Below are 25,790 nucleotides of genomic sequence, written 5' to 3'. Positions count from 1 at the left end.
CGCATTCTGTACAAGACAGTTCAACTGCGTGTCAGATCACGGCCTCCAGCAAGGGCGCGGCAAACAGGTTCAGCAGGCCGGTCAGGACCATCACCAGCCCCGCGACCGTGCCTTCTTCGCCGCCCACTTCGCGGGCCCGGCTGACCCCGGCGCCATGCGCCCCGACACCGAACAATGCCCCCCGCGCCAGGCTGCTGCGCAGTGGCAGCCACTTGAGCAGCACGCTGCCGATCATGGCACCACAGACACCGGTCACCAGCACGAACACTGCCGTCAATTCCGGCACGCCGCCCAGGTCCCGGGCCAGCGGCATGGCGAAGGGGGTGGTGATCGAACGGGGCACCAGCGACAGGGTCAGGTCACTGTCCAGGGACAGGGCCCGGGCCAGCCCGTAGGAACTGGCGATGGACGCCACGCTGCCCGCGAGCATACCCAGCAGCAGGGCCGGCCAGTGCCGGGCAAGCAATCGGCGCTGCTGCCAAATCGGCACCGCAAACGCTACGGTGGCGGGCCCCAGCACCAGGATCAACCAGTGGGTATCGCGCGAATACTCGGCGTAGGCGGTGTGCAGCGGGACGGCGACCGCCAGCAGGATGATCGGCACCAGGATCAGCGGCGACAACAGGTAGCGCCCGGTGCGTCGGTAACTCCAGCGACTCAGGCCGTAGGCCGCCAGGGTCAGCGCCAGCCAGAACAGCGACATCCACTCAGGCTTCACGGCGGTCGCTCCAGCGGCACACCAGTTCGACGGTCAGCGCCGTCGCCAGCATCACCAGCAAGGTGCTGCACAGGATCACCAGGAGGATCCGCCAGCCGCTCTCGCGCAGCATCGCGCCGTAGTCCAGCAGGCTCATCAGCGCCGGAATGAAGAACAGCAGCATTTCCGCCAGCAGCCAGCCAGCGCCCAGTTGCAGGGCAGCCGGCTTGATCCAGCCCGCGGCGAACGCCAGCAACAGTATCCCCAGGCCAATCACGCCGCCGGGGATCGGCCACCCGGCCCAGGCCGCCAGTTGTCCGCCCAGCAGGTAAAGGCCGACCAGCACTGACAGTTCGGCGAGCAGACGGCCGGTTTTTTTCAACAGGGATCGATTCATGGTCTTCGGGGCCTCAGTGAGACAATTTTAGAGTTGCCCCTGCCATCTCAAAAGCGAATTGTTAGACTGAAGCTCATTCCACATTGGAATTGGCGAATGGAATTCAAACAGCTGCGCAGTTTTGTCGAGGTGGTTCACCAGGGCGGCTTCACCCAGGCAGCCAGGACCTTGCACGTCAGCCAGTCGGCGGTGAGCAAGCAGGTCGCGCAACTGGAGCACAGTCTTGGCGTGGTCCTGCTGGATCGCCAGGGCGCGCAGGTGCGCCCGACCGCCGCTGGCAGCGTGGTGCTGCAACGGGCCGAGGAGATGCTGCGGTTGCGCAGCGGACTGCTGCATGAACTGGACGACCTGAGCCAGCTGGCGCGGGGAGAACTGCGCCTCGGCCTGCCGCAACTGGGCGGCGATACCCTGTTCGCCGGGTTGTTTGCCGAATACCGGCGGCGGTATCCGAACATCAATATCCACTTGTTCGAGGGCGGCAGCCTGAGCATCGAGCCGGCGATCCTCAGTGGCGAACTCGAACTGGGCGGCGGCCTCAAGCCGAGCAACCCGGCGTTCGACTACCAGCCGTTCTGTGACGAACCACTGGACGTCCTGCTGGCGATCGATCATCCGCTGGCCGAGGAAGGTTCGATTCGCCTGGAACAACTGGCCGACACGCCGTTCCTGCTCTATCAACGCAGTTTCGTGCTCAACCATCGATTGATCCAGGCCTGCGAACGGCTGGGTTTCACGCCAAAGGAAAGCGGACGCAGCGGCCAGGCGGATTTTCTCGCCGCGCTGGTGGCCGCCGGGCAAGGCGTGGCGCTGATGCCCAGCGTGGTCGCCCGTTCGCTGGTCAGGCCCGGCGTGGTGCGCCTGACCTTGAGCTCACCCGCCGACCTGCGCTGGGATATCGCGTTTATCTGGCGGCGTGACGCCTACCTGTCGCAAGCCGCCAAGGCCTGGCTGGCGCTGTTGCGCGAACGCCCGGTCAGCCCCGCAATACGCTGATGAACCCGGCCAGCCAAGGCTCGGCATCGGTTTCCGGGGTGACCGTTTCGCTGGCGTCCAGGCGCAGCATTTCCTGGACCTCATGCACGCCGAGTTCGGCGAACAACTCGCGGAACTGCTCGCCACCGCCACAGAAGGTGTCGCCATAACACGAATCGCCCAGGGCGATCACCGCGCCGGGCAGGCCACGCCAGGCCGCCGGCAACTGGTCGCGAATGGCCGAATAGAGCGGCTGGACATTGTCCGGCAACTCGCCCATGCCGGTGGTGGCGGTCACCACCAGGAAGGCCTGCGGGGCGAACGCCTGGATATCGGCCAGGGTGGCGCGGGGGTTGTGCCAGGCCTCGAAGCCGGCTTTTTCGAGAACCCGCTGGGCGTGACGGGCGACTTCTTCGGCCGTGCCGTAGACCGAGCCGGAAAGGATGACGACTTTCATCAATCTGATCCTGGAGCAGAGTAAAAGCGTAGGATATTAACAGGTGAGAAACATTCCCACTGAAAATCCATCTGGATGCACAACGCGGCATTGACCATCCGGAACATTCTCTTACACTCCTCTGATCGCCAATGGACTGCGGGTCAGCGCCACAATGATCAACCCGAAACTGCTGCAACTGGTAATCGATGCTTCCAACGACGGCATCGTCGTCGCCGAACAGGAAGGTGAGGACAATATCCTGATCTACGCCAATCCGGCGTTCGAACGCCTGACCGGCTACAGCAACGAAGAAATTCTCTACCAGGATTGCCGCTTCCTGCAGTCCGGCGACCGCGACCAGCCAAACCTGGAGCTGATCCGCGAGGCGGTGCGCAGCCGCACGCCCTGCCGCCAGATCCTGCGCAACTACCGCAAGGACGGCACGCACTTCTGGAACGAACTGTCGATCTCCCCGGTGTTCAACGAAAGCGACCAGCTGACCTATTTTGTCGGGGTCCAGAAAGATGTGACGATCCAGGTCAAGGCCCAGCAGCGGGTGGCCCAGCTGGAAGCGCAACTGGCCGAGGTCAGGGCCGAGCTCGAAGCGCTCAAGGCGACCAATGGCGACAACCAATAGTGGAATTCGTTGTCTGAACAGGCATCCACCACTTTTTTATGCGCATTTCCCACCTTTCGAGCTCGATCATGCACCGCGACGCCCTTCTGACTCAGGACGAGCTGGATTTCATACGGACCATGCAACACAACCCGCAACTCAACAAGCGCGACGCTTCGTCGAGCCTGCTGGTCAATGGGGTGTCGCAGATCCGCGACCTGCTGACGCGCCTGGCGGCCCATGAACAGGTGACGATCCAGGCGCACTTCGATAATCAGAAAATGACCTTCCCGCTGCACCTGGTGGAAGACGAGTTCCATGCCCAGCACCTGCGCCTGGGAGTCCCGAGCATCTATGAAGACGGGCCGATGGTCCGCCCCTGGCGCCTGACCCTGGACGAGCCGGTGGCCCTGGAAAATTCCCGGGGCCAGCCCGGCGGCCTGGCGGTACGCGAGGTGTCGTTCAAGGGTGTACTGGTGGAAAGTCGCAACGGCATCAAGCCCCCCAGGCAGTTCGCCCAGTGGTTCAGCCCCTCGGGCTATGAACGCATTGCATTGCGCGGGCGCTTCGAACGGGAAACCGAGCAAGGCCTGTATGCCTACCGGCTGAGCCAGAGCGACCTGGGGGAAACCGAACGGTTACGCCAGTACATCCTGCAGCAGCATCGCCTGGCTCATCCGCACTTTCACGTCTGACCCCGAAGGCCTTCAGGTATCCAGCTTGCCTGCCAGCAGTTGCTGCAGGCGCTGGCGCATGCGCTGGCCGTCGTGTCCCAGACAGCCGATGCTGGTGCCTTCCAGGGAGTCCTGCAGCAGGTCGGCGACATCGCCGGCGAGCATCACCGGACACTCCACCGCGAGCGCCAGCCGATTCAGCCGGCGCGGCAGATCCGAGGCCGGCGAGCGGTTGGAATACAGTACCAGCACCCGCGGCCTGACCTTTTCACAGATCAGTGGCAACTCATCGAAAGGTTGTCCGATGGCCAGCACGCTGACCGGGCATTCGCCGTTGCCGAGCAGCAAGCCGGCCACCAGCAGCTCCAGCTCGCGACAGTCCCCAGGCAACGCCGCGAGGATAATCCGCTCCGACGCCGCGCCCCTGGCCGATTGCAGGCGCTGCAGCACCCGGCCGCGCAGGAAACCGTCGAGGAACAGCCATTCGCTGGCCTGGCCAAAGGCACCGCGCTGGGTGCGCAGGTCCTGCCAGAGCGGCATCAGAATATTCTGGAAGACCACCGTCAGCGGGTAGCTGGAAAAAATCTGCCCGTATACACGCTCAAGCGCCAGCTCGTCGAAGGCACTGATCGCGCTGCCCAGTTGCACCTGGCAGTGGCGCCAGTCATCCACGGGCAGCGGCAGCAGAGTGTCGGTCGCCGGGGCTCGGGTCGCCGCGGTTTTCGCCAGGATCTTGCCGACCTTGCTGACCGCCACCCCACGCTCGATCCAGCCGAGAATGCTGCGCACGGTCTCGATATCGCTCATGGCGTAGAGCCGATGCCCGCTTTCGGTGCGTGTCGGTTGAATGAGACCGTAGCGTCGCTCCCAGGCCCGCAGGGTGACCGGGTTCACACCGGTCAGGCGGGACACCTCGCGGATGGGAAACAGCTCTTCCTGCTTCAAGGCCGGTAATGGCAGCGATAGGGGTGCAAGTTCGGTGATGACGGCCATATTTTCCACATCAATGTGTAAAATTTTGTAGATATTCTAGCCTACATCGACTCACTTTCTTCAAACATGGAACAATGTGGTCGACGTCTCTGACGGTTTTCCCTGAACCGGGAATAATTCTTGCCTGTTTTTCAGACGCAGCCCACCACCCCGGTGCTGCGTTTCGCGTCTGCCCTACCCGGGCAGCCTGCTTGTCTTGCGGAGATACATAATGTCTACCTCACCCGTCACCATGATGGTGGCACGTCGCGTCGCCGACGGCCGTTATCAGGATATGCTCGCCTGGCTCCAGGAAGGCGAACAACTGGCTACTGACTTCCCCGGCTACCTGGGTTCCGGTGTCCTCGCCCCACCTCCGACCGACAACGAATTCCAGATGATCTTCCGTTTCAGCGATGCCGCCACCCTGCATGCCTGGGAGCACTCGGCCTCGCGCAAGGCCTGGCTGGAGCGCGGCAGCGATCTGTTCGCCCGCCCCTCCGAGCACCGGGTCAGTGGCCTTGAAGGCTGGTTCGGCAGCGTCGGCCAACGCCCGCCCCGCTGGAAACAGAGCGTGGCGATCTGGCTGGCATTCTTTCCGGTGTCGCTGCTGTTCAACTTCGCCCTCGGCCCGTTGCTGGCCGAACTGGAACTGGTGCCACGGATCCTGCTCAGCACGATGATGCTGACGCCGTTGATGGTCTACTTCTTCATCCCGCTGTCGACCCACCTGCTGGCGGGCTGGCTGCACGCGACACCGGCCAGGACGTTGCCGGAGGCGGCACCGACCCGGGGCCGCTAGCGCCGCGGGCGGGGCCCGCGCGGGTTCGCCGCAGGGTTGTAGAAGGCGTGTCGCTGGTATAGTTTGACTTCAACGTCAATCGACACCTCTTCACTGCTTGCCGCGAGCCCCCGATGCCATCGTCCCCCGCCCCGATCCTGATCACTGGCGCCAGCCAGCGCGTCGGCCTGCACTGTGCAGAACGGCTGTTGGCAGACGGTTGCCCGGTGATCGTCAGCTACCGCAGCGAACGGCCCGGCCTGCAGGCGTTGCGCGAACAGGGGGCGATCACGCTGTTCGCCGACTTCGCCAGCGAAGCCGGCATCCTGGCCTTTATCGACAGCCTGAAACAGCACACCGACAGCCTGCGGGCGATCGTGCACAATGCCTCGGCCTGGCTCACCGAAACACCGGGCGACGAAGCCGAGGCGTTTACCCGCCTGTTCAGCGTCCATATGCTGGCGCCGTACCTGATCAACCTGCATTGCGCCGAACTGCTGCAACAATCGCCACTCGCCGATATCGTGCATATCAGCGACGACGTGACGCGCAAGGGCAGCAGCAATCATATCGCCTATTGCGCCAGCAAGGCCGGGCTGGACAGCCTGACACTGTCCTTCGCCGCCCGATACGCACCGCGGATCAAGGTCAACGGCATCGCCCCGGCACTGCTGATGTTCAACCCCGACGACGACGCGGCGTACCGCGCCAAGACCCTGGCCAAATCGGCCCTGGGTATCGAGCCCGGCGCCGAGGTGGTCTACCAGAGCCTGCGCTATCTGCTGGACAACCCCTACGTCACCGGCACAACCTTGACCGTCAACGGCGGCCGGCACCTCAAGTAAGCCTTCCGGCGAGGAAACATTGCAATGAGCGCAACGCTGCCCGAGCATTACCGCGAGATCCTCCTGGGTCTTGGCGAAGACCCCGATCGCGAGGGTCTCCTGGATACCCCGAAACGGGCAGCCAAGGCCATGCAATACCTGTGTCACGGCTATGCCGAGGACCTCGCGGGGGTGGTCAACGGCGCGCTGTTCGCCTCGGACAACGACGAGATGGTGATCGTCAAGGACATCGAGTTGTACTCGCTGTGCGAACATCACCTGCTGCCCTTCATCGGCAAGGCCCATGTCGCCTATATCCCGACCGGCAAGGTACTGGGGCTGTCGAAGATCGCGCGGATCGTCGACATGTTCGCCCGGCGCCTGCAGATCCAGGAGAACCTGACCCGGGAAATCGCCGACGCCATCCAGCAGGTGACCAGCGCCGCCGGTGTCGCGGTGGTGATCGAGGCGCAGCACATGTGCATGATGATGCGCGGCGTGGAAAAACAGAATTCGACCATGAACACCTCGGTGATGCTCGGCGCCTTCCGCGACTCGAACACCACCCGCATGGAGTTCCTGCAACTGATCGGACGGAGCAAGTAGCAATGCCACAACTTCAACCGGGAATGGCCCGGATCCGGGTCAAGGACCTGTGCCTGCGTACCTTTATCGGTATCAACGAGGACGAGATCCTCAACAAGCAGGATGTGCTGATCAACCTCACCATCCTCTATGCCGCCCAGGAAGCCGTGCGCGACAACGATATCGACCACGCATTGAACTACCGCACCATCACCAAGGCGATCATCCAGCATGTGGAGGGCAACCGCTTCGCCCTGCTCGAACGCCTGACCCAGGAGTTGCTGGACCTGGTCATGAGCAACGAGGCGGTGCTCTACGCCGAGGTCGAAGTGGACAAGCCCCATGCCCTGCGGTTCGCCGAGTCGGTGTCGATCACCCTGGCGGCGAGCCGCTGAGGCCTGCCGTTGAAACCAGCCGTTGAAACCTGGAGTTGCCTGGCATTCGACGCGCCAGGCTCTTATCATCGCGGCCTATCGTCTACTGCCCTTCACGCACAGAGCCCACCATGACCGAGCAAGAACGCCTCGAACTCGAAGCCGCCGCCTTCCGCCGGCTGGTCGCCCACCTGGACAGCCGCAAGGATGTCCAGAACATCGACCTGATGAACCTCTCCGGCTTCTGCCGCAACTGCCTGTCCAAGTGGTACAAGGCCGAAGCCGACGAACGCCAGATCGCCCTGAGTCTCGACGAGGCCCGTGAAGTGGTCTACGGCATGCCCTATGCCGAGTGGAAAGCCCAATATCAGCAAGAAGCCAGTGCCGAACAACAGGCGGCATTCGCCAAAGGAAAACCCCATGACTGACCTGAATACCCTGCGCGCCAGCCTCGACAGCGGCGAGCATGTCTTTGCCGACACCCTGGCGTTTGTCGCCGCCGGCTACGATTACCAGCCACAGGCCTTCAACAACGGTGGCGTGGAAAACGCCGCCGGGCAGAACGAAGGCTCGTGCAAGACCCTCGGCCTGGCGTTGCTCGAAGGCCTGAGCGACCAGCAGGCGCTGCTGGCCTTCGGCGAGCACTACCGCTCGGTACTGGCCACTCCCGAGGGCAGCGACCACGGCAATATCCGCGCCCTGATCAAGCACGGCCTGGCCGGTGTGAAATTCGCCGCGCAGCCGCTGACACGCCGCTGATCACAGCTCCTGTGGGAGCCGGGCTTGCCCGCGAATGGAACACTGCGGTCTCCCTGGAGAAATACCGCGCCGGCACTGCCGCCTTCGCGGGCAAGCCCGCTCCTACAAGGAAATGGATGCACAAAAAAACCGGCCTCGCGGCCGGTTTTTTTATTGGGAGGTCGCTCAGAACGAAGCGTTCTGCAGACCGTCCAGGTAACGCTCGGTATCCAGTGCGGCCATGCAGCCGGCGCCGGCCGAAGTGATCGCCTGGCGATACACGTGGTCAGCCACGTCCCCGGCGGCGAACACACCTTCGACGCTGGTCGCGGTGGCATTGCCGTCACGGCCACCCTGCACCACCAGATAGCCGTCTTTCAACGCCAGCTGGCCTTCGAACAGCGAAGTGTTCGGGGTGTGGCCGATAGCGATGAACACACCGTCGACCTTCAGTTCGTCGGAGCTGCCGTCGTTGTTTTTCAGGCGGGCACCGGTCACGCCCATGTTGTCGCCCAGGACTTCGTCCAGGGTGGCGTTGAGCTTGAGGATGATCTTGCCTTCGGCGACGCGGGCATGCAGCTTGTCGATCAGGATCTTCTCGGCGCGGAAAGTCTCGCGACGGTGGATCAGGGTCACGGTGCTGGCGATGTTGGCCAGGTACAGCGCTTCCTCGACGGCCGTGTTGCCACCGCCGACCACGGCGACCGGCTTGTTGCGATAGAAGAAACCGTCGCAGGTGGCGCAGGCGGAAACGCCCTTGCCCATGAACGCTTCTTCCGAAGGCAGGCCCAGGTAACGGGCGCTGGCGCCAGTGGCGATGATCAGGGCATCACAGGTGAAGGTGCCGCTGTCGCCCACCAGAGTGTAGGGCTTCTTCGCCAGGTCCACCGCGTTGATGTGGTCGAAGATGATTTCGGTTTCGAAGCGCTCGGCGTGTTCACGCATACGCTCCATCAGCGCCGGGCCGGTCAGGCCGTGCACGTCACCGGGCCAGTTGTCGACTTCGGTGGTGGTGGTCAACTGACCGCCGGCCTGCATGCCGGTGATCAGCAGCGGCTTGAGGTTGGCGCGAGCCGCATAGACCGCAGCGCTGTAACCGGCAGGGCCGGAACCGAGAATAATCACTCGCGAATGGCGTACTTCAGACATGACTCACTCCTATCGACCGCCCGTGAGACACCGGGGCGGAGCGCCGGCAAACCGGCTGGAATAAAAAAGGACTGCGACAGCACTTGGGGAAGGCTTTTAGCACACAGTCCTGAAAAATAATGGTGTGCAGCGTATCGAGAGCGCGAAGATTAAGGAAATACGCAATAACAATCCAGCTCATAGCAGGTCTCTATCCTGAAGGACGTTCTGCGCAAAGCCGTTATCGCTGAAAACGTTACCGCAAATGTCGGCCCTTTCACCGCCTGTGCAAAGCCGGTAAGGTCGGCGCGTTTTCCCCTGCTTCGGAGCCCGTTATGCCCGCACCCGTCATGTCCGGCCCGCAATACCTGCGCGAGGGCCTCAAGCTGGTCCTGAGCCCGGGCCTGCGACTGTTTGTCCTGCTGCCGTTGCTGATCAACCTGGTGCTGTTCGTCGGATTGATCTACTTCGCCGGGCATCAGTTCAGCCTCTGGGTCGATCACCTGATGCCGACCCTGCCCGGCTGGCTGAGCTTTCTCAACTACATCCTGTGGCCGCTGTTCGTGGTGCTGGTGGTCCTCATGGTGTTCTTCAGCTTCACCATGCTGGCGAACATCATCGCGTCCCCTTTCAACGGTTTTCTCGCGGAAAAGGTCGAAGTGGTGGTGCGCGGTACCGACGACTTCCCGGCCTTCAGCTGGGGCGAACTGCTGGCGATGGTGCCCCGCACCCTGGCGCGGGAAATGCGCAAGCTGGGCTACTTCCTGCCACGGGCCATCGGCCTGTTCATCCTGTCCTTCATCCCGGTGGTGAATATCATCGCCGCGCCGTTGTGGCTGCTGTTCGGCGTGTGGATGATGGCGATCCAGTACATCGACTACCCGGCCGACAACCACAAGCTGGGCTGGAACGAAATGCTCGCCTGGCTGCGGCAGAAACGCTGGCAGAGCATGAGTTTCGGCGGGATCGTCTACCTGGTGCTGCTGATCCCGGTGGTCAACCTGCTGATGATGCCGGCGGCGGTGGCCGGGGCGACCCTGTTCTGGGTCCGTGAGCGCGGGAACGAGGCGCTGGTGCAGCCTTCGCGCTGAACCGCTGACGCCGGGGGCCGGATACCCCCGGCTCGCGACTCAGCGCAGAACGGCAAATGTGCCGAGGAGTATCAACAGCCACATGATCGCACCCGGCACGATCACCAGGTAGTTGATCCAGCGCAAGCCGGCATTGCCTTCGCCCCGCGGATCGTCACTGGCGACGTTGATCGCCCGCTGGCCCTGCCAGGTCACCGCGGCCTGGACGAACACCAGCATGACGCTGGTCACTTCCAGCAATGGGCCACCCAGCTTGTTCCTGACCATCACCTCCAGCAGGTTGCTGAGTACGCCGAGCACCACGAACAGGGTCGCCCAGAGCGACGCATCCCAGGCATGGCCACGACCGCCGGCCAGAATGCTCTTGTCGACATTGCGATACAGCGCATGGACGAAAAAGATCGGGAACAGGCCCCGGGCCACCGGCCAGACATCGAGGTTGGCCGCCCGCTTGTACAGGCTCCAGTTCTTGTAGGACCAATAGATCTGGTACAGGCCGAGACTGAGGATGAACAACACGAAGAACTTGGTGCGCGAGACCACGTAGAACCGGCCCGAGGCCTGGCCTTGTGGTGCACTCAGATCCGCCAGCGGCGGGGCATAGATATTGTCGGTCACGGAATCTCCTTGAAAGTGGTGGACATCCCCCGGTTAACGGCGCCTTGACCCGGATGTTTAGGACAAAAACGGCCCCCGTCACAAATCCATCACCCAACTGCCACGGTGCCGCAACGGCCTGGCGCGATACTGCAAGCATGACGACAGCTCTGCATATCACCCTGATCACCGAAACCTTCCCGCCCGAGATCAACGGGGTGGCCAACACCCTTGGCCGCCTGTGTGACGGGCTGCGCGCCCGCGGTCACCAGATCGAGCTGGTGCGGCCACGCCAGAGCTGCGACCAGACCCGCCCCAGCGATACCGAGCTGCTGCTTTGTCGTGGCTGGCCGCTGCCGGGTTATCCCGGGCTGCAATGGGGACAGTCGTCGATGCACAAGCTGCTGCGCCGCTGGAAGCGCCAGCGCCCGGATGTGTTGTACATCGCCACCGAGGGGCCCCTGGGTCTGTCCGCACTGCGTGCCGCCCGGCGCCTGGGCATCTCGGTGGTCAGCGGTTTCCACACCAATTTCCAGCAATACTCCAACCAGTACGGGCTGGGGATGCTGACGCGCTTGCTGACCCATTACCTGCGCTGGTTCCACAATCGATCCAAATTGACCCTGGTCCCCAGCGTCAGCCAACGCCTGGAACTGGAGCGGCGCCACTTCGAACGCCTGGAACTGTTGTCCCGGGGCGTCGACAGTCAGTTGTTCCACCCGGCCAAGCGGCTGAACGAGTTGCGCGAAAGCTGGGGGCTGGCCCAGGACGATATCGCGGTGGTGTATGTCGGACGCCTGGCGACCGAGAAAAACCTCGGCCTGCTGGCCCGCGCGTTCCGCACCCTGCAGACGACTTATCCACAGCGGCTGATGAAGCTGGTCGTGGTCGGTGACGGCCCGCAGCGCGTTGCCCTGGCCAGGGATCTGCCCGACGCGATCTTCTGCGGGACCCAGCGCGGCGAAGCACTGGCGGCCCACTACGCGTCAGGGGATCTGTTCCTGTTTCCGAGCCTGACCGAAACCTTCGGCAACGTGGTGCTGGAGGCATTGGCCTCGGGGCTGGCGGTGGTCGCCTATGACGAGGCGGCCGCCGCCCAGCATATCCGCCATGGCTACAACGGCGTGCTGGCAATGCCCGGGGACGAGGAAGCCTTCTGCGATGCGGCCTGCTGGCTGCTCGAAGGCCGGGAAACCCTGCGCAATGTGCGCCTGAACGCCCGCCAGCATGCCAGCCGGCAGGGCTGGGGGGCGATCGTCGAACAGTTCGAGAAGCAACTGCGCGGGGCCTGTGAGGCGGAGCATGGGCAACCCCATGCGCCAACCGCCTCCAAGGTGGATCTGTCGCTTACGCCAGGCTCATCAGGGCGTCACGGCTGAAGGGCAGGATGTCCTGCTCGCGACCATCGCGCACTTTCACCGCCCAGTCCGGGTCGACCAGCAACGCACGGCCTACCGCCACCAGGTCGAACTCGTCGTTGTTCAGGCGTTCGAGCAATTTCTCCAGGCTGGCCGGCTGGGCCACCTTGTCGGTATTGACCATGAACTGCAGGAACTCGCCGTCCAGGCCGACGCTGCCCACGGTGATGGTCGGCTTGCCGGTGAGCTTGCGGGTCCAGCCGGCCAGGTTCAGTTCGGAACCGTCGAACTCGGGCTCCCAGAAACGTCGCGTCGAGCAGTGGAAAATATCCACGCCGGCGTCGGACAACGGCTTGAGGAACTCGCCCAGGGCTTCCGGGGTTTGTACCAGGCGCGCGCTGTAGTCCTGCTGCTTCCACTGGGAGAAACGGAAGATGATCGGGAACGCCGGCCCCACCGCGGCACGGACGGCCTGGATCAGCTCGATGGCAAAGCGCGAACGGTTGGCCAGGCTGCCGCCGTATTCGTCGGTGCGCTGGTTGCTGCCTTCCCAGAAGAACTGGTCGATCAGGTAGCCGTGCGCACCGTGGATCTCGACGCCATCCATGCCGATGCTCTGGGCATCGCGGGCGGCCTGGGCGAACGCCGCGATCACTTCCCGGATATCCTGGTGGGTCATGCCATGGACCACGACCTGGCCGTCCTTGAGCTTTTCGCTCGGGCCATAGCCGGGAACGCTGGCGTCCGGCTCGGTCCCCAGGCGGCGCACATTGCCCACGTGCCAGAGTTGCGGAACGATCCTGCCGCCCTCGGCGTGCACGGCATCAACCACCTTCTTCCAGCCAGCCAGGGCGGCTTCACCGTAGAAATGCGGCACATTCGGGTAACCGTTGGACGCCAGGTGGCCGACGGTCGTGCCTTCGGTGACGATCAGGCCGACGCCCGCCGCCGCGCGCTTGCGGTAGTACTCGATGACTTTCGAATTGGGCACGCCACCCGGGGAGAACGAACGGGTCATCGGGGCCATCACCACGCGGGTCGGCAACTCCAGGGTGCCGAGGTGGAAAGGTTTGAACAGGGCTTTGACCGGCATCGGAGATACTCCACGGTTGAAGGGGGAATTTATGATCAGGATAATATTCCGCCCGCAACGCGGTGCACAGCACTATTGATCTGAGTGATCAAGCTTCAGAAGTGTCAGGTCATGCGTGACTGCGGGAGCAGGGTTCGCTCCCACAGCAGGCCGGAATCAGGCCAGGGCCTTCTCGATGGCCTGGACCACCGTCGGATCGTCCGGTGCGGTACGCGGCGAGAAACGCGCGAGTACACGTCCGTCCTTGCCCAGCAGGAATTTTTCAAAGTTCCAGGTGATCTCCCCCGGGAACTCGGCGCCCTCGCCCGCCAGCAGGCGGTACAGTTGGTGCCGGTCGGGGCCGTTGACATCCAGCTTGCGGCTCAACGGAAAGCTCACGCCATAGTTGAGGCTGCAGAACTCGCGGATTTCCTCTTCGGTCCCCGGTTCCTGGCCGGCAAACTGGTTGCACGGCAGGCCCAGCACCATGAAACCCTGGCCCTTGTATTGCTGGTAGAGGTTTTCCAGCGCGGCGTACTGCGGCGTCAAACCACACTTGGAGGCAACGTTGACCACCAGCACGACATGCCCCTTGAAGGGTGCGAGAGGTAGGTCCTGGCCATCCAGCGCTTCTAGTGTAAGGTCGTGAAAAGCACTCATGACGAACTCCCGATATTCCCGTGTTACGTCTCGACATTGTTGCCCGACACCACGACCGGTTTCCAGATAAAAACCGCGGCGGACTAAAAAGGCGCCCGTGGGCGCCTTCCAACTACCAGAGCTTAGCAGCTGAAATCAGTGGTGATGGCCACCTTCGCCATGGACGTGACCATGAGCGATTTCTTCCTGGCTGGCGTCACGGATGGCGACGATCTTGACCTGGAAGTTCAGGCGCTGGCCGGCCAGCGGGTGGTTGCCGTCAACGGTGACGTCGTCGCCGTCCAGATCACGAATGGTAACGATCTGCATCTGGCCATCCGGAGCGGAAGCGTGGAACTGCATGCCCACTTCCAGCTCGTCGACGCCTTCGAACATGCTGCGGCTCAGGGTGCTGACCAGTTCGGCGGCGTATTCGCCGTAGGCATCTTCGGGTTCAACGGCTACGGTCAGCTCGTCGCCGACGGTCTTGCCTTCCAGGGCCTTTTCCAGGCCTGGAATGATGTTCCCTGCACCTTGCAGGTAGACCAGCGGCGCGCCGCCGGCAGAGCTGTCGATGACCTCACCAGCGTCGTTGGTCAGGGTATAGTCAATGGAGACAGCCTTATTGGCGGCGATCAGCATGGGGCGAGACCTTTTGCATAAGAATGAAGAACGGACAAGTCTAAACAAGGATTCGTCCGAAAGCGAACGGAACCCGGACGGACGGGCCACGACGAATCCGCCGACCGTCAGCGGTTTCCACCAGGACGAGGACGGACACTGGGTGGCCGAGCTCTCCTGCGGCCATACCCAGCACCTGCGCCACCAGCCGCCGTGGCAGTCCCGCGGCTGGGTACTGGATCCCGCCCGGCGCGCGGCAAGAATCGGCCAGCCCTTTGAATGTGGTTGGTGCGCACAGGGCTCGGTTAGCGCTAACCTTGGCGTCTGAATACCGCAGGGGGCCAGCCATAGGCCCTCGCACTTGCGCTCCCCTAGAGACTACGCATGCAAACTTTTTTTATCGCGCCCACCGATTTTGGTGTGGGTCTGACCTCGATCAGCCTCGGGCTGGTCCGTACGCTGGAACGCGCCGGCCTGAAAGTCGGCTTTTTCAAACCCATTGCCCAGCCCCATCCCGGTGACACGGGGCCGGAGCGCTCGACCGAACTGGTCGCCCGCACCCATGGCCTGAAGCCACCGCAGCCACTGGGCCTGGCCCACGTCGAGCGGATGCTCGGCGACGGCCAGCTCGATGAGTTGCTGGAAGAAATCATCACCCTCTACCAGCAGGCCGCCGTCGGCAAGGATGTGCTGGTGGTCGAAGGCATGGTCCCGACCCGCAGCGCCAGCTATGCCGCACGGGTCAACCTGCACCTGGCAAAAAGCCTGGATGCCGAGGTGATCCTGGTTTCCGCGCCGGAAAACGAAGTACTCACCGAGCTGTCCGGCCGGGTCGAGTTGCAGGCGCAGCTGTTTGGCGGCCCCAAGGATCCGAAGGTCCTCGGCGTGATCCTCAACAAGGTGCGCACCGACGAGAGCATGGACGCCTTCGCCGCCCGCCTCAAGGAGCACTCGCCATTGCTGCGCAGCGGCGATTTCCGCCTGCTGGGCTGCATTCCCTACCAGCCGGAACTCAACGCCCCGCGCACCCGCGACGTCGCCGAACTGCTGGGAGCCCAGGTACTCAACGCCGGCGACTACGAAACCCGGCGCATGTCGAAGATCATCATCTGCGCCCGCACCGTGCTCAACACCTTGCAACTGCTCAAGCCGGGCGTGCTGGTGGTGACGCCGGGCGACCGCGACGACATCATCCTCGCCGTCAGCCTGGCCGCGCTCAACGGCGTGCCCCTGGCGGGCCTGCTGCTGACCAGCGACACCAAGCCCGACCCGCGTCTCATGGAGCTGTGTCGCGGCGCCCTGCAGGCCGGCCTGCCGGTGTTGTCGGTGAGTACCGGCTCCTACGACACCGCCAACCAGCTCAACGGCCTGAACAAGGAAATCCCCATCGATGACCGCGAGCGGGCGGAAATCATCACCGATTTCGTCGCCAGCCACCTCGATGCCCAATGGTTGCACCAGCGCTGCGGCACCCCGCGGGAAATGCGCCTGACCCCGGCGGTGTTCCGCTATCAGTTGATCCAGCGGGCCCAGGAGGCCAACAAGCGCATCGTCCTGCCCGAAGGTAGCGAACCGCTGACGGTCCAGGCCGCGGCGATCTGCCAGGCGCGGGGCATCGCCCGTTGCGTGCTGCTGGCCAAGCCGGCGGACGTCGAGGCGGTCGCCAAGGCCCATGGGTTCGAACTGCCGCCGGGCCTGGAGATCCTCGACCCGGACCAGATTCGCGGGCGTTATGCCGAGCCGATGGTCGCCCTGCGCAAGAGCAAGAGCCTCAATACGCCGATGGCCGAGCAGCAACTGGAGGACACCGTGGTGATCGGCACCATGATGCTGGCCCTGGATGAGGTCGACGGCCTGGTGTCCGGGGTGATCCACTCCACGGCCAACACCATCCGTCCGGCCCTGCAACTGATCAAGACCGCGCCCGGCTGCACCCTGGTGTCGTCGGTCTTCTTCATGCTGTTCCCCGAGCAGGTGCTGGTGTATGGCGACTGCGTGATGAACCCGCACCCGTCGGCCACCGAGCTGGCGGAAATCGCCCTGCAGAGTGCCGACTCGGCACAGGCGTTCGGCATCACCCCGCGGGTGGCGATGATCAGCTATTCCAGTGGCGAATCGGCCAGTGGCGAGGAAGTCGAGAAGGTTCGCGAAGCGACCTTGCTGGCCCACGAATCCCAGCGCGACCTGTTGATCGACGGCCCGTTGCAGTACGACGCCGCCGCCAACGAAAACGTCGCCCGGCAACTGGCCCCCAACAGCCAGGTCGCCGGCCGCGCCACCGTGTTCGTGTTCCCCGACCTGAACACCGGCAACACCACCCACAAGGCCGTGCAACGCAGCGCCGACTGCGTCAGCCTGGGGCCGATGCTGCAAGGCCTGCGCAAGCCGGTCAACGACCTGCCGCGGGGCGCCCAGGTGGACGATATCGTCTACACCATCGCCCTGACCGCGATCCAAGCCGCCAACCGACCTGTGGATATCTAGATGCTCGACTTTCTCCCCGCCCCGCTGCGAGGCGTGATCGCCTCGCTGCTGCTGGCGCTGAATACCCTCCTGCTGTGCTCGTTCCTGTTCTGCGTGGCGCTGCTCAAGGCCCTGCCCCTTGCCCTGACCCAGCGTTTCAGCGGCTGGTTGATGAACCATACCCATGAGGCCTGGATCAGTAACAACAAGGCCTGGATGCGCCTGGTCCGCGACACCCGCTGGCACCTCAGCGGCCTGGAGGGCCTGGACTACCAGCACTCCTACCTGGTGACCAGCAACCACCAGAGCTGGGTCGACATCATGGTCCTGCAGTACGTGCTCAACCGGAAGATCCGCCCGCTGAAGTTCTTCCTCAAGCAGGAACTGATCTGGGTCCCGGTGATCGGCCTGGCCTGGTGGGCCCTGGGCTTTCCCTTCATGAAGCGCTACTCCAAGGCGTACCTGGAGAAGCATCCGGAAAAGAAAGGCAAGGACCTGGAAACCACCCGCAAGACCTGCGCGAAGTTTCGCGACAACCCTGTGGGTATCTTCAACTTCGCCGAAGGCACGCGCTTCACCCCGGGCAAGCATACGCAGCAGCAGTCGCCCTTTCGTTATCTGCTCAAACCCAAGGCTGGCGGTATCGCCTTTGTACTGGATGCCATGGGCGAACAGCTGGAGTCCATCGTCAACGTGACCATTCACTATCCGGGCGGCAAGCCGGGATATTGGGACCTGCTGTGCGGCAACGTGCGGGAGGTGGTGGTGCACTTCGAAGAGCTGAAGATCCCGCCGCAGTTCATCGGCAGGAACTATGACCAGGACGGCGAGTACCGCGTGGCGTTCCAGGGCTGGATCAACCAGCTGTGGGAAAGCAAGGACGCGCTGCTCGAACAGATGCATCGCGACTATCCCGCCAGGCCTTGAGGCGCCGCCAGTGTTCTTCTGTAGGAGCCGGCTTGCTGGCGATGAACGATAACGCGGAGCGCCTGATACACCGCGTCGCATGAATCGCCAGCAAGCCGGCTCCTACGGGTGCGTGGCATGTTCGAAGCAATGCTGATCCGCGAAAGCGATCTGCAGGACACAAAAAAGCCCGCGGTCGATCACTCGGCCGCGGGCTTTCTGTTGCGGCAGAAGCTTAGATCGCGCCGCGCTGGCGCAGCAGCTCCAGCACCTGCTTCACGCTGTCTTCCAGCGACAACGCCTGCGTATCGACCACCAGGTCGGCATTGAGCGGCACGTCGTACGGGAAGGACTCGCCCGGGATGTTGTCGCCACCGGCCGCGTACAGGCCCTGGGGATCACGCTCCTGGCAGGCCTGCGGCGATGCCTGGACATAGACGGTGAGCAGGCGCTCGCCACCGATCAGGGCCCTGGCCTGTTCACGACCTTCGGCATCCGGCGCAACGAAGGCGGCGAGGGTCAGCAGGCCGGCTTCGTTGAACTGACGTGCCACGTGGGCGGCACGACGCCAGTTCTCGGTGCGTCCGGCACGATCCTGCGGCAGGCCCTTGTTCAGGTCATGACGCAGGTTCTGGCCGTCCAGCACGAATACCGCGCGGCCCATGTCGAACAGCTTGCGCTCCACGGCATACGCCAGGGTGCTCTTGCCCGCGCCCGACAGGCCGGTGAACAGCACGGTCGCCGGCTGCTGGCCGAAGCGCTGGGCACGCTCCTCGGTGGCGACATGGGCCAGCTTGCCATGGTGCGTGGCGCTGCCATGGGCCAGCGGCTGGGCGACGATCATGCCGGCGCCGACGGTGCCGTTGGTCAGGCGATCGATGATGATGAACGCGCCCGTGGTGCGGTTGCTGTCGTAGCCATCCAGGGCAATCGGCGCGTCCAGGGCGATCCTGACCTTGCCGATCTCGTTCAGTTGCAAGGCACTGGCCGGGCCTTCCTCGAGGGTGTTCACATCGACCTTGTTGACGATGCTGGCAATCGACCCCGGCACGTAGCTGGTCGCGCGCTTGATGTCATATTTCTTGCCCGGCAGCATCGGCTCCTCGGCCATCCAGACCAGCATGGCCTCGAAGCTGTCGGTCACCGGCGGCACATTGTCGGCATGCACCAGCAGGTCGCCACGGGAGATATCGATCTCGTCTTCCATGGTCAGGGTCACGGCCTGGCCCGGGCCGGCGTGCTCCAGTTCACCCTCGAAGGTGACGATGGACTTGACCCGGCTGCTCTTGCCCGAAGGCAGCACGACCACGTCGTCGCCCTTCTTGACGATGCCGCTGGCCAGGGTGCCGGCGAAACCGCGGAAGTTCAGGTTCGGCCGGTTGACGTACTGCACCGGGAAACGCAGGTCGGTGAAGTTGCGGTCGCCCGCCACTTCCACGGTTTCGAGGATTTCCATCAGCGACTGGCCGGTGTACCACGGCGAACGTTCGCTCTTGTTCACCACGTTGTCGCCCTTGAGGGCCGACATCGGCACGAAGTGCATGCTCGACGGCTTCATCTTCAGGCCTTCGGCGAACTTCAGGTAGTCGGCCTTGATCGACTCGAACACGCCCTGGTCAAAGTCCTTGAGGTCCATCTTGTTGATGGCGACGACGATGTGCTTGATGCCCAGCAGGGAGGCGATGAAGCTGTGGCGACGGGTCTGGGTCTGCACGCCGTAGCGGGCGTCCACCAGGATGATCGCCAGGTCACAGGTGGACGCACCGGTGGCCATGTTGCGGGTGTACTGCTCATGGCCGGGGGTGTCGGCGATGATGAACTTGCGCTTGGCGGTGGAGAAATAGCGGTAGGCGACATCGATGGTGATGCCCTGCTCGCGCTCGGCCTGCAGGCCGTCGACCAGCAGCGCCAGGTCGATATCGTCACCGGTGGTGCCGACTTTCTTCGAATCGCGGGTGATGGCTTCCAGATGATCTTCGTAGATCATCTTGGAGTCGTGCAGCAGGCGCCCGATCAGGGTGCTCTTGCCGTCGTCGACGTTACCGCAGGTCAGGAAACGCAGCAGTTCTTTACGCTCGTGCTGGCCCAGGTAGGCGAGGATGTCCTCGCTGATCAAATCAGATTGATGCGACATGCTTAGACCCTGTTTAGAAATAGCCCTGACGTTTCTTGTCTTCCATGGAACCTGCGCCATCGTGATCGATGACCCGGCCCTGGCGTTCGGAAGTACGCGTCAGGAGCATTTCCTGAATGATGTCCGTGAGGGTTTCAGCCTCGGACTCCACCGCGCCCGTCAACGGGTAGCAGCCAAGGGTACGGAAACGCACCTTCTTCTTGACGATACGCGCCTTGTCCTCGTCGGACAGGTGCTCGAGGATCCGCTCGTCGTCGATCATGATCAGGGTGCCGTTCTTCTCGATGACTTCACGCTCGGCGGCGAAGTACAGCGGCACGATCGGGATGCCTTCGAGGTAGATGTACTGCCAGATGTCCAGTTCGGTCCAGTTCGACAGCGGGAAGACGCGGATCGACTCGCCCTTGTTGACCTTGCCGTTGTAGACGTTCCACAGCTCCGGGCGCTGGTTCTTCGGGTCCCAGCGGTGCTTGCTGTCGCGGAAGGAATACACGCGCTCCTTGGCGCGGGACTTCTCTTCGTCACGCCGCGCGCCGCCGAAGGCCGCGTCGAAGCCATGCTTGTCCAGGGCCTGCTTGAGGCCCTCGGTCTTCATGATGTCGGTGTGCTTGGCGCTGCCGTGGGTGAAGGGGTTGATGCCTTGCGCCACGCCGTCCGGATTCACATGGGTGATCAGGTCCAGGCCCAGTTCGGCGACCATCTTGTCGCGGAACGCGTACATCTCCTGGAATTTCCAGCGGGTGTCGACATGCATCACCGGAAACGGCAGCTTGCCCGGGAAAAACGCCTTGCGCGCCAGGTGCAGCATCACGGCGGAGTCTTTACCGATGGAGTACAGCATCACCGGGTTATCGAACTCGGCGGCCACCTCGCGGATGATATGGATGCTTTCCGCCTCCAGCTGTTTCAGATGCGTCAGTTTGTCGACCATGGCTACTCACGAAAAGCGTTCTTATGGACGGCCAGCGGGCCGTGTTCGAGCGAGGCATGCTAGCACAGCGACCTATTCTATTGAGGTGGCCAGCTAGATCGAAACGGTATAAGAATATACCGCAGTGTTTGGCCAGATCAGCTTTGCTCCCACAGGTTCAGATCGGATTCGGGCAATCGATGAACAGGTGTTCCAGGGCAAACCGCCGGGCCAGGTAGTCGCCCAGGGCCTGCACGCCATAACGTTCGGTGGCATGGTGACCGGCGGCGATAAAGCTGATGTCGTTTTCCCGGGCGCTGTGGAACGTCTGCTCGGACGCCTCGCCGCTCAGGTACAGGTCGACCCCGGCCAGCACCGCCTGGTCGATATAGCCCTGGCCGCCACCGGTGCACCAGCCGACCCGCCGGATCATCTCGCTGCCTTCGATCAGCAACGGCTCGCGCCCCAGGGCATCCTGGACCTTGCGGGCAAAATCCCGCGGGGTCATCGGTTCGCCGAGCGAACCCACCAGGCCGACGATTTTCGGGTTCTCGGGATCCAGCGGGCCTTCGACGGTGATATCCAGCTGCCGGGCCAATTGCACGTTGTTGCCCACCTCCGGATGCAGGTCCAGCGGCAGGTGGTAGGCCAGCAGACTGATGTCGTGCTTGAGCAGGGTTTTCAGCCGACGCTGCTTCATGCCCACCACACAGGGGTCCTCGCCCTTCCAGAAATAACCGTGATGCACCAGGATCAGGTCGGCTCCGGCCTCGACCGCCGCGTCGAGCAACGCCTGGCTGGCGGTGACGCCACTGACGATGCGCGTGACCTGTGGCCGACCTTCGACCTGCAGGCCATTGGGGCAATAATCGGCAATTCGCGAACTGCCGAGGAAGCGGTCCGCCTCCTCCACCAGGGTACTTAATGCAACGGCCATAAAAACTCCTGAATATCCCGTTCAGAGGCGCTCGCAGCCTCGTATAATGCGCGACATTATGGGCCGTCCGACATGGCCTGCAACCTCCCAGGACTTGCTCAATGCTCAAGGCTCTGCGTTTTTTTGGCTGGCCGCTGCTGGCCGGCGTGCTGATCGCTTTGTTGATTATTCAGCGTTACCCAGAGTGGGTCGGGCTGCCGAACCTGGATGTGAACCTGCAGCAAGCCCCGCAGACCGCGACCATCCAGCAGGGCCCGGTATCCTATGCCGACGCCGTCGACCTCGCCGCCCCGGCGGTCGCCAACCTGTACACCACGAAAATGGTCAACAAGAACAGCCATCCGCTGTTCGAGGACCCGCAGTTCCGGCGCTTTTTCGGCGATAACCTGCCCAAGCAGAAACGCATGGAGTCGAGCCTGGGCTCGGCGGTGATCATGAGTTCGACCGGCTACCTGCTGACCAACAACCACGTGACCGCCGGCGCCGACCAGATCGTCGTGGCCCTCAAGGACGGTCGCGAGACCCTGGCGCGGGTGATCGGCAGCGACCCGGAGACCGACCTCGCGGTACTCAAGATCGACCTGCCGAACCTGCCATCGATCACCATCGGCCGCTCGGACAAAATCCGCATCGGCGATATCGCCCTGGCTATCGGCAACCCGTTCGGGGTCGGCCAGACCACCACCATGGGCATCATCAGCGCCACCGGCCGCAACCAGCTGGGCCTGAACAACTACGAAGACTTCATCCAGACCGACGCCGCCATCAACCCCGGCAACTCCGGCGGCGCGCTGGTGGACGCCAACGGCAACCTGACCGGGATCAACACCGCGATCTTCTCCAAATCCGGCGGCTCACAAGGCATCGGCTTCGCGATTCCGATCAATCTGGCGGTCGAGGTGATGAAGGCGATCATCGAGCACGGCCAGGTGATCCGTGGCTGGCTGGGTATCGAAGTGCAGCCCCTGACCCAGGAACTGGCCGAGTCGTTCGGCTTGAGCGGACGCCCGGGGATCGTGGTGGCGGGGATTTTCCGTGACGGTCCGGCACAGAAGGCCGGCCTGCAGCTGGGGGACGTGATCCTGAGCATCAACGGCGAGCCGGCCAATGACGGACGTCGTTCGATGAACCAGGTGGCGCGGATCAAACCGACCGACAAGGTGGCGATCCAGGTCCTGCGCAACGGCAAGGAGCTCAAGCTGATGGCCGAAATCGGCCTGCGTCCGCCACAGCAGACGCCACCGCAGGAAGAAGAGAACTGAGTTGCTGTCGTTCCCACGTACGGCGTAGGAGCCGGCTTGCCAACGCTAGCGGCGGCAAGCCGGCTCCTACAGGGTCAAGCCGTCAGAGATCGCCCAATGCATCGATCAGCGCCTGGTTCTGCTCCGGCGCGCCGATGGTGATCCGCAGGAACTGCGCGATGCGCTCCTGCTTGAAGTGACGAACGATCACCCCCTGCTCACGCACCTTGGCCGCCAGCGCCGCCGCGTCGTGCTGCGGGTGCCGGGCGAAGATGAAGTTCGCCGCCGACGGCAGCACCTCGAAGCCCTTGGCCTGCAACTGCGCCACCAGCCACTCGCGGCTTTCGATGACCTTGTTGCAGGTCTGCTGGAAATACTCCCGGTCTTCGAACGCCGCCGCCGCGCCGGCAATCGCCATGCGGTCCAGCGGATAGGAGTTGAAGCTGTTCTTGATCCGCTCCAGGGCTTCCACCAGGTCAGGATGCCCCACCGCCAGACCGACCCGCAGGCCCGCCAGGGAGCGTGACTTGGACAGGGTCTGGGTCACCAGCAGGTTCGGGTAACGGTCGATCAGGCCGATGGCCGTCTCGCCGCCGAAGTCGATGTAGGCCTCGTCGACCACCACCACCGAATCGGGGCTGGCCTTGAGGATCTGCTCGACCGCCTCCAGTGCCAGCAGGCAGCCGGTCGGCGCGTTCGGGTTGGGGAAGATGATCCCGCCATTGGGCCGGGCATAATCGGCGACGCGGATCTGGAACTGCTCGTCCAGCGGCAGCGCGGCGAAGTCGATGCCGTACAGGCCGCAATACACTGGATAGAAGCTGTAGCTGATATCCGGGAACAGCAGCGGCTTATCCTGCTGGAACAGACCGTGGAAAATGTGCGCCAGGACCTCGTCGGAACCGTTGCCGAGGAACACCTGGTTGGTCTGCACCCCGTAGTACTCGGCCACGGCGTGCTTGAGCAGGTCACCGTTGGGGTCCGGATACAGGCGCAGGTTGTCGTTGACCTCGGCCTTCATCGCCGCCAGGGCCCTCGGTGACGGGCCGTAGGGGTTTTCATTGGTGTTGAGCTTGACCAGCCGGGTCAGCTTCGGTTGCTCGCCCGGCACATAGGGCACCAGGTCCTTGACGAATTTACTCCAGAACTTGCTCATGCCTGTTTCCCCTGTTTGTTGTCATCGGCGACGATCCGGTATTCCGCGCTGCGGGCGTGGGCGGTCAAGGACTCGCCACGGGCCAGCACCGAGGCGGTCTTGCCCAGTTCGGACGCGCCCTGCTCGGAGCAGAAGATGATCGAAGAACGCTTCTGGAAGTCATACACCCCCAGCGGCGACGAAAAGCGGGCGGTGCCCGACGTCGGCAGGACGTGGTTGGGACCGGCGCAATAATCGCCCAGCGCCTCGCTGGTGTGGCGGCCCATGAAGATCGCCCCGGCGTGGCGGATCTGCGGCAGCCAGGCCTGCGGGTCGGCGACCGACAGTTCCAGGTGCTCCGGCGCGATGCGGTTGACCACGTCGATGGCCTGCTGCATGTCGCGCACCTGGATCAGTGCACCGCGGCCGTTGATCGAGGTTTCGATGATGGCGGCGCGCTCCATGGTCGGCAGCAGCCTGGCGATGCTCGCCGCCACCTGGTCGAGGAACGCGGCATCCGGGCTGACCAGGATCGCCTGGGCGTCTTCGTCGTGCTCGGCCTGGGAGAACAGGTCCATGGCGATCCAGTCCGGATCGGTCTGGCCGTCGCAGACCACGAGGATTTCCGAGGGGCCGGCGATCATGTCGATGCCGACCTGGCCGAACACATGGCGCTTGGCGGTCGCCACGTAGATGTTGCCCGGACCGACGACCTTGTCGACTTTCGGCACGCTTTCCGTGCCATAGGCCAGGGCGGCGACCGCTTGCGCGCCACCGATGGTGAAGACGCGGTCGACGCCGGCGACGCAGGCCGCGGCCAGTACCAGTTCGTTGATCTCGCCGCGTGGGGTCGGCACCACCATCACCACTTCGGTGACACCGGCCACCTTGGCCGGGATCGCGTTCATCAGCACCGATGACGGGTAGGACGCCTTGCCGCCGGGGACATAGAGACCGGCGCGGTCCAGGGGCGTGACCTTCTGGCCGAGCACGGTGCCATCGGCTTCGGTGTAGCTCCAGGAATCCTGCTTCTGCTTCTCGTGGTAGCTGCGCACACGTTCGGCGGCCTTTTCCAGCGCCTCGCGCTGGGGCACGGTGATCCGGGTCAGGGCCAGTTCCAGGCGCTCGCGCGGCAGGATCAGGTCGGCCATCGAGGCGACTTCCAGGCCGTCGAAACGCCGGGTGAACTCGACCACGGCGGCATCGCCGCGCTCGCGCACGGCCTTGATGATATCCAGCACCCGCTGGTTGACCGAGTCGTCGGACACACTTTCCCAGCTCAGCAGATGATCCAGATGATGGGCGAAATCCGGGTCGGCAGCGTTGAGTCGGCGAATAGCGGTAGACGTAGTCATAGCGAGGGCCTCAATAATTGGCGAATGCTTGGGAACAGCAAATCTCAGGCGCCGCAAGACTACCAAGCCATCCGCGTGGGCACCTGAGAATTCTGGCTATGACACGGATAGATGGGCGCGGCTCAAGGCCGCGC

The 25,790-nt window shown here is 63.5% G+C and carries 29 protein-coding genes; 15 read left to right on the top strand and 14 right to left on the bottom strand.

The genetic code is table 11. The features are described 5' to 3' along the window. Positions 1–31: 31 nt before the first annotated feature. Together HX881_RS16700 and HX881_RS16695 are read right to left on the bottom strand one after the other, a co-directional pair. Positions 32–718 (bottom strand): LrgB family protein, encoded by a 687-nt coding sequence (locus HX881_RS16700; RefSeq protein ID WP_042935423.1) that lies wholly within the window; start codon positions 716–718, stop codon positions 32–34. After that, positions 708–1,094, bottom strand: coding sequence for a CidA/LrgA family protein (locus HX881_RS16695; protein WP_177085532.1), 387 nt, complete (start codon positions 1,092–1,094; stop codon positions 708–710). The genes HX881_RS16700 and HX881_RS16695 overlap by 11 nt, the downstream gene beginning before the upstream one ends. Before the next feature lie 96 nt (positions 1,095–1,190). Between HX881_RS16695 and HX881_RS16690 the strand changes: the two genes are divergently transcribed. Further along, entirely contained in the window at positions 1,191–2,087 is an 897-nt protein-coding gene (locus tag HX881_RS16690; RefSeq protein ID WP_017126492.1) for a LysR family transcriptional regulator, read from the top strand. On the opposite strand, the gene HX881_RS16685 is transcribed toward HX881_RS16690, so the two are convergent. Continuing rightward, a complete protein-coding gene (locus HX881_RS16685) occupies positions 2,068–2,523 on the bottom strand; it encodes a flavodoxin (protein WP_177085530.1) in 456 nt (151 codons plus the stop codon). The genes HX881_RS16690 and HX881_RS16685 overlap by 20 nt on opposite strands. A 154-nt stretch (positions 2,524–2,677) precedes the next feature. Between HX881_RS16685 and HX881_RS16680 the strand changes: the two genes are divergently transcribed. Continuing rightward, positions 2,678–3,142, top strand: a complete 465-nt coding sequence (locus tag HX881_RS16680) for a PAS domain-containing protein (RefSeq protein WP_177085528.1) — start codon at positions 2,678–2,680, stop codon at positions 3,140–3,142. A 68-nt stretch (positions 3,143–3,210) separates the two neighbouring features. Next, on the top strand, positions 3,211–3,816 hold the full coding sequence (locus tag HX881_RS16675; RefSeq protein WP_177085526.1) for a hypothetical protein: 606 nt from the start codon (positions 3,211–3,213) through the stop codon (positions 3,814–3,816). A gap of 12 nt (positions 3,817–3,828) precedes the next feature. On the opposite strand, the gene HX881_RS16670 is transcribed toward HX881_RS16675, so the two are convergent. Then, a complete protein-coding gene (locus HX881_RS16670; RefSeq protein WP_017126496.1) occupies positions 3,829–4,788 on the bottom strand; it encodes a MerR family transcriptional regulator in 960 nt (319 codons plus the stop codon). Between the two features lie 211 nt (positions 4,789–4,999). Here HX881_RS16670 and HX881_RS16665 point away from each other — a divergent pair, with 211 nt between their 5' ends. The 6 genes from HX881_RS16665 to HX881_RS16640 all read left to right on the top strand — a co-directional run bounded on the left by HX881_RS16665 (position 5,000) and on the right by HX881_RS16640 (position 8,090). After that, the gene (locus tag HX881_RS16665; RefSeq protein ID WP_042935427.1) at positions 5,000–5,569 is read left to right on the top strand and encodes an antibiotic biosynthesis monooxygenase; all 570 of its coding nucleotides are present in this window, start codon (positions 5,000–5,002) and stop codon (positions 5,567–5,569) included. A 113-nt stretch (positions 5,570–5,682) separates the two neighbouring features. Next, the gene (gene folM, locus HX881_RS16660; RefSeq protein WP_177085524.1) at positions 5,683–6,393 is read left to right on the top strand and encodes a dihydromonapterin reductase; all 711 of its coding nucleotides are present in this window, start codon (positions 5,683–5,685) and stop codon (positions 6,391–6,393) included. Between the two features lie 24 nt (positions 6,394–6,417). Then, on the top strand, positions 6,418–6,978 hold the full coding sequence (gene folE, locus HX881_RS16655) for a GTP cyclohydrolase I FolE (protein WP_017126499.1): 561 nt from the start codon (positions 6,418–6,420) through the stop codon (positions 6,976–6,978). Positions 6,979–6,980: 2 nt separating this feature from the next. Further along, positions 6,981–7,352, top strand: a complete 372-nt coding sequence (gene folX / locus HX881_RS16650) for a dihydroneopterin triphosphate 2'-epimerase (RefSeq protein WP_042935429.1) — start codon at positions 6,981–6,983, stop codon at positions 7,350–7,352. Between the two features lie 110 nt (positions 7,353–7,462). Next, entirely contained in the window at positions 7,463–7,759 is a 297-nt protein-coding gene (locus tag HX881_RS16645) for a DUF1244 domain-containing protein (RefSeq protein WP_017126501.1), read from the top strand. Then, positions 7,752–8,090, top strand: a complete 339-nt coding sequence (locus HX881_RS16640) for a HopJ type III effector protein (RefSeq protein WP_177085522.1) — start codon at positions 7,752–7,754, stop codon at positions 8,088–8,090. The genes HX881_RS16645 and HX881_RS16640 overlap by 8 nt, the downstream gene beginning before the upstream one ends. Before the next feature lie 165 nt (positions 8,091–8,255). On the opposite strand, the gene trxB is transcribed toward HX881_RS16640, so the two are convergent. Further along, on the bottom strand, positions 8,256–9,218 hold the full coding sequence (gene trxB / locus HX881_RS16635) for a thioredoxin-disulfide reductase (RefSeq protein ID WP_017126503.1): 963 nt from the start codon (positions 9,216–9,218) through the stop codon (positions 8,256–8,258). Between the two features lie 314 nt (positions 9,219–9,532). Between trxB and cysZ the strand changes: the two genes are divergently transcribed. Beyond that, the gene (gene cysZ / locus HX881_RS16630; RefSeq protein WP_017126504.1) at positions 9,533–10,288 is read left to right on the top strand and encodes a sulfate transporter CysZ; all 756 of its coding nucleotides are present in this window, start codon (positions 9,533–9,535) and stop codon (positions 10,286–10,288) included. 39 nt (positions 10,289–10,327) lie between these two features. Here cysZ and HX881_RS16625 read toward each other — a convergent pair whose 3' ends face one another. Continuing rightward, positions 10,328–10,906, bottom strand: coding sequence for a hypothetical protein (locus tag HX881_RS16625; RefSeq protein WP_017126505.1), 579 nt, complete (start codon positions 10,904–10,906; stop codon positions 10,328–10,330). Positions 10,907–11,043: 137 nt separating this feature from the next. Here HX881_RS16625 and HX881_RS16620 point away from each other — a divergent pair, with 137 nt between their 5' ends. Further along, the gene (locus tag HX881_RS16620) at positions 11,044–12,264 is read left to right on the top strand and encodes a glycosyltransferase family 4 protein (protein WP_177085520.1); all 1,221 of its coding nucleotides are present in this window, start codon (positions 11,044–11,046) and stop codon (positions 12,262–12,264) included. Here the strand turns inward: HX881_RS16620 and HX881_RS16615 are convergent. The 3 genes from HX881_RS16615 to HX881_RS16605 form a co-directional block, all read right to left on the bottom strand. Continuing rightward, positions 12,233–13,336 (bottom strand): NADH:flavin oxidoreductase, encoded by a 1,104-nt coding sequence (locus HX881_RS16615; protein ID WP_177085518.1) that lies wholly within the window; start codon positions 13,334–13,336, stop codon positions 12,233–12,235. The two genes, HX881_RS16620 and HX881_RS16615, sit on opposite strands and share 32 nt — an antisense overlap. A 156-nt stretch (positions 13,337–13,492) precedes the next feature. Next, complete coding sequence (locus tag HX881_RS16610; protein ID WP_042935431.1) at positions 13,493–13,975, bottom strand: glutathione peroxidase; 483 nt, start codon at positions 13,973–13,975, stop codon at positions 13,493–13,495. A 135-nt stretch (positions 13,976–14,110) separates the two neighbouring features. Next, complete coding sequence (locus tag HX881_RS16605) at positions 14,111–14,596, bottom strand: FKBP-type peptidyl-prolyl cis-trans isomerase (RefSeq protein WP_008000574.1); 486 nt, start codon at positions 14,594–14,596, stop codon at positions 14,111–14,113. Here HX881_RS16605 and HX881_RS16600 point away from each other — a divergent pair. From HX881_RS16600 to HX881_RS16590, 3 genes are read left to right on the top strand one after another with little or no spacing between them, the layout of a single operon-like run. Continuing rightward, positions 14,565–14,903 carry a DUF3565 domain-containing protein gene (locus HX881_RS16600; protein WP_083875339.1) on the top strand — a complete coding sequence of 113 codons (339 nt, stop codon included), beginning with the start codon at positions 14,565–14,567 and terminating at the stop codon, positions 14,901–14,903. The two genes, HX881_RS16605 and HX881_RS16600, sit on opposite strands and share 32 nt — an antisense overlap. A gap of 56 nt (positions 14,904–14,959) precedes the next feature. After that, positions 14,960–17,059, top strand: a complete 2,100-nt coding sequence (gene pta / locus HX881_RS16595; protein WP_017126509.1) for a phosphate acetyltransferase — start codon at positions 14,960–14,962, stop codon at positions 17,057–17,059. Then, the gene (locus HX881_RS16590; RefSeq protein ID WP_177085516.1) at positions 17,060–17,965 is read left to right on the top strand and encodes an acyltransferase; all 906 of its coding nucleotides are present in this window, start codon (positions 17,060–17,062) and stop codon (positions 17,963–17,965) included. It abuts the gene before it with no gap. Between the two features lie 214 nt (positions 17,966–18,179). Here the strand turns inward: HX881_RS16590 and cysN are convergent, their stop codons facing one another. The 3 genes from cysN to HX881_RS16575 form a co-directional block, all read right to left on the bottom strand. Beyond that, positions 18,180–20,078: a sulfate adenylyltransferase subunit CysN gene (cysN, locus tag HX881_RS16585; protein WP_177085514.1), complete on the bottom strand. Its 1,899-nt coding sequence runs from the start codon at positions 20,076–20,078 to the stop codon at positions 18,180–18,182. Positions 20,079–20,091: 13 nt separating this feature from the next. Beyond that, on the bottom strand, positions 20,092–21,009 hold the full coding sequence (cysD, locus tag HX881_RS16580) for a sulfate adenylyltransferase subunit CysD (protein WP_177085512.1): 918 nt from the start codon (positions 21,007–21,009) through the stop codon (positions 20,092–20,094). 157 nt (positions 21,010–21,166) lie between these two features. Beyond that, the gene (locus tag HX881_RS16575) at positions 21,167–21,925 is read right to left on the bottom strand and encodes a Nif3-like dinuclear metal center hexameric protein (RefSeq protein ID WP_177085510.1); all 759 of its coding nucleotides are present in this window, start codon (positions 21,923–21,925) and stop codon (positions 21,167–21,169) included. A 101-nt stretch (positions 21,926–22,026) separates the two neighbouring features. On the opposite strand from HX881_RS16575, the gene algW reads away from it, so the two are divergent. Next, positions 22,027–23,187, top strand: a complete 1,161-nt coding sequence (gene algW / locus HX881_RS16570) for a Do family serine endopeptidase AlgW (protein WP_017126514.1) — start codon at positions 22,027–22,029, stop codon at positions 23,185–23,187. A gap of 82 nt (positions 23,188–23,269) precedes the next feature. Here algW and hisC read toward each other — a convergent pair whose 3' ends face one another. Both hisC and hisD read right to left on the bottom strand, forming a co-directional pair. Further along, positions 23,270–24,322, bottom strand: coding sequence for a histidinol-phosphate transaminase (gene hisC, locus HX881_RS16565; RefSeq protein WP_177085508.1), 1,053 nt, complete (start codon positions 24,320–24,322; stop codon positions 23,270–23,272). Further along, positions 24,319–25,656, bottom strand: coding sequence for a histidinol dehydrogenase (hisD, locus tag HX881_RS16560; protein WP_177085506.1), 1,338 nt, complete (start codon positions 25,654–25,656; stop codon positions 24,319–24,321). The genes hisC and hisD overlap by 4 nt, the downstream gene beginning before the upstream one ends. Positions 25,657–25,790: the final 134 nt, after the last annotated feature.

Source organism: Pseudomonas gingeri (assembly GCF_013386115.1).
Taxonomy (GTDB): domain Bacteria; phylum Pseudomonadota; class Gammaproteobacteria; order Pseudomonadales; family Pseudomonadaceae; genus Aquipseudomonas; species Aquipseudomonas gingeri.
The sequence above is the reverse complement of the archived record's forward strand: the minus strand, read 5'-3'. Positions and strand labels throughout refer to the sequence as shown.